Here is a 5,171-nt window from a genome sequence, read left to right as displayed (position 1 = left end):
GGCCTGTCCGCCTCGCTCGCCGCGCTGCGCCGGATCACCGGCGACCTCACCGCCGTCGTCACCGTGGCCGACGACGGCGGCTCCAGCGGCCGGCTCCGCGACGAGCTGGGCGTGCTGCCGCCCGGGGACCTGCGCAAGGCGCTGGCCGCCCTGTGCGGTGACGACGACTGGGGCCAGACCTGGGCCCGGGTCATCCAGCACCGCTTCCAGTCCCAGGGCGACCTGCACGAACACGCGGTCGGCAACCTGCTGATCGTCGCCCTCTGGGAGCAGCTCGGCGACCACGTGCAGGCCCTCGACCTGGTCGGTCGCCTGCTCGGCGCCCAGGGGCGCGTGCTGCCCATGTCCGCCGTGCCGCTGGAGCTCCAGGCTCTGGTCAAGGGGCACGACCCGGAGCGCCCGGAGGAGGTCGACACGGTCCGCGGCCAGGCGACCGTCGCCCTCACCCCGGGCGAGGTGCAGTCCGTGCACCTCGTGCCGAACGACCCGCCGGCCGTGCCTGAGGCGGTCGAGGCCGTCCTGGACGCGGACTGGGTGGTGCTCGGCCCCGGCTCCTGGTTCTCCTCGGTCATCCCGCACCTGCTGGTGCCCGACCTGCTGGACGCGCTCACGCAGACGAAGGCCCGCCGGATACTCTCCCTGAACCTCGCGCCGCAACCCGGAGAAACCGAGGGCTTCTCCCCGCAGCGTCATTTGGAGGTTTTGGGACGACACGCCCCTAAACTCGCCCTGGACGTGGTGCTGGCCGACGAGGCCGCCGTGCCCGACCGTGACTCCCTGACCGATGCCGCCAAGCGGTTCGGGGCCGCGGTCGAGCTGGCGCCGGTGGCCAGACCTGACGGAACCCCGAGGCACGACCCGGAGCTGTTGGCCGCCGCGTACGACCGTATTTTTCGGATGCATGGAAGGATCGGCCCATGGCGATGACGGCAGCGGTGAAGGATGAGATCTCCCGGCTCCCCGTCACCCGGACCTGCTGCAGAAAGGCGGAGGTCTCCGCCATTCTGCGGTTCGCCGGCGGCCTTCACCTGGTGAGCGGTCGGATCGTGATCGAGGCGGAGCTGGACACGGCGATGGCGGCCCGCCGTCTCAAGCGGGACATCCTGGAGATCTTCGGCCACAGCTCCGAGCTGATCGTGATGGCTCCGGGCGGGCTGCGAAGAGGCTCGCGCTACGTGGTGCGCGTGGTGGCGGGCGGTGACCAGCTCGCCCGCCAGACCGGCCTGGTCGACGGGCGGGGCCGCCCGATCCGCGGCCTGCCCCCGCTGGTGGTCTCGGGGGCCACCTGCGACGCCGAGGCCGCCTGGCGTGGCGCGTTCCTGGCGCACGGCTCGCTCACCGAGCCCGGCCGCTCCTCTTCCCTGGAGGCGACCTGCCCGGGCCCCGAGGCGGCGCTCGCCCTCGTCGGCGCCGCCCGCCGGCTGTCGATCGCCGCGAAGGCCCGCGAGGTGCGCGGCGTGGACCGGGTCGTCGTCCGGGACGGTGACGCGATCGGCGCCCTGCTGACCCGACTCGGCGCGCACGAGTCGGTGCTGGCCTGGGAGGAGCGCCGGATGCGCCGCGAGGTGCGCGCCACGGCGAACCGGCTCGCCAACTTCGACGACGCCAACCTGCGCCGCTCGGCCCGCGCGGCCGTCGCCGCCGGTGCCCGGGTGCAGCGCGCCCTGGAGATCCTCGCCGACGACGTGCCCGAGCACCTCGCCGCCGCAGGCCGGCTGCGCATGGAGCACAAGCAGGCCTCCCTGGAGGAGCTGGGCGCGCTCGCCGACCCGCCGCTGACCAAGGACGCGGTCGCCGGCCGGATCCGTCGCCTGCTGGCCATGGCCGACAAGCGCGCCTCCGACCTCGGCATCCCGGGCACGGAGGCCAACCTCAGCGACGAGCTGGCCGACAACCTGGTGGGCTGACCCCACACGACGTCAAGAAGCCGGTGCCGGCATCCACTTGGGTGACCGGCACCGGCTTTCGCGTGTCGCTGAGGCACCCTTGACTCGATCATGGTCTGTCATGAGCCTGGCATCTGTTCGCTGCTGTGGCGGACCCACGCTAGGGGGCTTCATGAGACGAAGAGCGAGATCGATCCTCGCTGTCGGCGCGCTCCTGATCGGCGGAGCGAGCTTCGCGCCCATCGCCCAGGCACAACCGGGGGGTTCGACCCCGTCCGACCCGGACGAAGTCAAGGTCTTCCGCGCCGAGGTCACCCACAAGCAGGTACCCCTGCTGCTGGCGGCCGGCCAGGACGGCCACGAACTGAGCGAGCGGGTGCCCGAGAAGGGCACCGCGACCGTCGAGGTCTACCTGACGGACCAGCAGGCGAAGAAGCTGGAGAAGCAGGGCGTCGGCCTCACCGAACACGAGCTCTCCACCCGGGCCGAGGCCCGCGTCGAGGACGCCGCCGAGGGCGTGTTCCGCCCGTACAGCGGCAAGGGGGGCCTGCGGGAGGAACTCCTGCGCACCGCCCAGGAGAACCCGGACCTCACCAAGGTCGTCTCCATCGGCCAGACCATCAAGGGCCAGGACATCCTCGCGCTGAAGCTCACCAAGGGCGCGAAGAGGGCGAAGGACGGCTCCAAGCCCTCCGTCCTCTACATGTCCAACCAGCACGCGCGCGAGTGGATCACGCCGGAGATGACCCGGCGTCTGATGCACCACTACCTGGACAACTACAAGAAGGACCGGCGGGTCAAGAAGATCGTCGACTCGACCGAACTGTGGTTCCTGCTGTCGGCCAACCCCGACGGCTACGACTACACCTTCGCGGACCCCGCCAATCGCCAGTGGCGCAAGAACCTGCGGGACGTCAACGGCGACGGCACCATCACCACCGGCGACGGCGTCGACCTCAACCGCAACTTCGCCTACAAGTGGGGCTACGACGACGAGGGTTCGTCCCCCAACCCCACCAGCCAGACCTACCGCGGCGCGGGCCCGAACTCCGAGCCGGAGACCCGGGCCCTGGACGCCTTCCAGAAGCGGATCGGCTTCACGTACGGCATCAACTACCACTCCGCCGCCGAACTCCTCCTCTACGGGGTCGGCTGGCAGGTGGCCACGCAGACGCCGGACGACGTCATGTACAAGGCGCTCGCCGGTACGCCCGACAACTCCGCGATCCCCGGCTACCACCCGCAGCTCTCCTCCGAGCTGTACACCACCAACGGTGAGGCGGACGGCCACGCGGCGAACGTCAACGGCCTGGCGATGTTCACCCCCGAGATGTCGACCTGCCAGACCGCCTCGGACCTCGACCCGAACGACGAGTGGAAGGCGTCCGACTGCCAGTCGGTCTTCACCTTCCCGGACGACGAGAAGCTGGTCCGGCAGGAGTTCGCCAAGAACGTCCCGTTCGCGCTCTCGGTCGCCGAGTCGGCCGCCCGCCCCGACCGGCCGTCCTCGTCGGTCGGCCTGAGCGCCGCCGACTTCACCCCGGCCGCGTTCGGCACGTCGTACTCCCGCGGCGCCGATCAGGAGGTCTCCGGCGTCGTCCGGAAGTCGGTGCGCGACAAGGAGCTCAAGTACCGCGTCAACGGCGGCCGCACCCTGGACATGGCGCTCAAGCCCTGGAAGGGCGGTGAGACCTACGGCGGTGAGGACAACCTCTACTTCGACGAGTACCGGGCGAAGGTCAAGGACGGCGAGCCGGGCGACAAGGTCGAGGTGTGGTTCACCGGAGAGGCGAAGAACGGCAAGAAGCTCTCCAGCGAGCGTTTCACCTACACCGTCGCCGAGCGGCCCCGGGCGAACACCCTCGTGGTCGCCGAGGAGGGCGCTGCCGCCACACAGGCGCAGGCGTACGTGGACGCGCTCAAGGCGAGCGGCCGCAAGGCGATCGTCTGGGACGTCGCCCAGCAGGGCGCGCCGGACGCGCTCGGCGTGCTGAGCCACTTCGACACCGTCGTCCACTACACGGGCGCGAGCGTCCCGGGTGTTGCCACCCAGCTTCAGCTGCGGGCCTTCCTCAATGAGGGCGGCCGGCTGATCGAGGCCGGCGAGCAGGCCGGCGGCAACGTCGACCTCGGCGGCGGCGCGCTGTCGAACGACTTCAGCCAGTACTACCTGGGCGCCTACACCCGCACCGCCACGCCCGGGGCCACCGGCTTCACCGGCTCCGGCGAGCTGGGCGGCGTCAGCGGCCCGCTGGGCGCGGCTCCCGGCAACCCGCTGGACAAGGCCGGCACCTACAGCGTCACCTCCGACGAACTGGGGACCGACGACTTCCCGCAGTTCGCGAGCAAGGGCGCCGGGCGGTTCGCCGGCACGGTCAACCCGTACGGCCCGTTCGCGGGCTCCGCGATGGCCGCCGCCGTCCACACCGACGACGCCTACAAGCGCCTCAGCCGCACCGTCGACCTCACCGGCACCACCGCGGCCGAGAGGCCGACCCTGCGCACCCAGCTCTTCTGGGACACCGAGTCCGGCTACGACCACGCCATCGTCGAGGCCCGCACCGCGGGCGCCGACGACTGGACGACCCTCCCCGAGGCCGGCGGCGCCACCAAGAGCGCTGTGCCGACGGAGTGCCAGGGTGGCTTCTACGTCAACGAGCACCCCTGGCTGAAGCACTACCTGACCGTGGCGGACGACGGCTGCACCGCGACCGGCACCACCGGCACGTGGAACAGCCTCACCGGCGCCTCCAACGGCTGGCAGCAGGTGAACTTCGACCTGAGCGCCTACGTCGGCAAGACGGTCGAGATCTCGATCAGCTACGTCACCGACCCGGGCAGCGGCGGGCACGGCGTCCTCGCCGACGACGCCTCGCTCGTCATCGGGGGCACGGCCAAGGAGACCGAGGGCTTCGAGACCTCGCTCGGTGCCTGGAAGGTCGCCGGACCGCCCGAGGGCAGCCCGGCCGTCCTCAAGGACTGGGCACGCACCGGCGCCCTGTTCCAGACGTACGGCGCGGTCACCACGGACGACACCGTGCTGCTGGGCTTCGGCCTGGAGCACGTCAGCGCACCGGCCGACCGGGCGGCGCTGATGAGGAAGGCGCTCGCTTCTCTGGACCGGTGACGTCCCTGGTCAACGGGACACGCCATGGGTAGCCAGTTCGAGTGATCCTGCTCTCGGCGGTGGGGCGGGGGGGCCCCGGAACGGGGGGGCGGAGCCCCCCGCCCTTGTTTGTGGGTCAGGTTTTGAGAAACCACAATCCCCCTGGGTTTTGTGCGTTT

Annotated in this window: 3 protein-coding genes; all 3 read left to right on the top strand. The window is 71.1% G+C overall.

The genetic code is table 11. The annotated features are described in order from the left end of the window. Window positions 1-927: uridine diphosphate-N-acetylglucosamine-binding protein YvcK (gene yvcK, locus ABZ281_RS36810; protein ID WP_356662393.1), on the top strand; the 927-nt coding region annotated here is incomplete at its 5' end. Beyond that, on the top strand, window positions 918-1,907 hold the full coding sequence (gene whiA / locus ABZ281_RS36805; protein WP_356662392.1) for a DNA-binding protein WhiA: 990 nt from the start codon (window positions 918-920) through the stop codon (window positions 1,905-1,907). The genes yvcK and whiA, both read left to right, overlap by 10 nt. A gap of 151 nt (window positions 1,908-2,058) precedes the next feature. Further along, entirely contained in the window at window positions 2,059-5,013 is a 2,955-nt protein-coding gene (locus ABZ281_RS36800) for a M14 family zinc carboxypeptidase (protein ID WP_356662391.1), read from the top strand. Window positions 5,014-5,171 lie beyond the last annotated feature (158 nt).

The organism is Streptomyces sp. NPDC006265 (genome assembly GCF_040613555.1).
Taxonomy (GTDB): Bacteria; Actinomycetota; Actinomycetes; order Streptomycetales; family Streptomycetaceae; genus Streptomyces.
Note: the sequence above shows the minus strand (reverse complement) of the source record. Positions and strands in the feature narration are given on the sequence as shown.

Bases quoted from the DNA above. Each gene is read 5' to 3' on its own strand.
- whiA (WP_356662392.1), top strand. From the start codon at position 918: ATGGCGATGACGGCAGCGGTGAAGGATGAGATCTCCCGGCTCCCCGTC.
- ABZ281_RS36800 (WP_356662391.1), top strand. From the start codon at position 2,059: ATGAGACGAAGAGCGAGATCGATCCTCGCTGTCGGCGCGCTCCTGATC.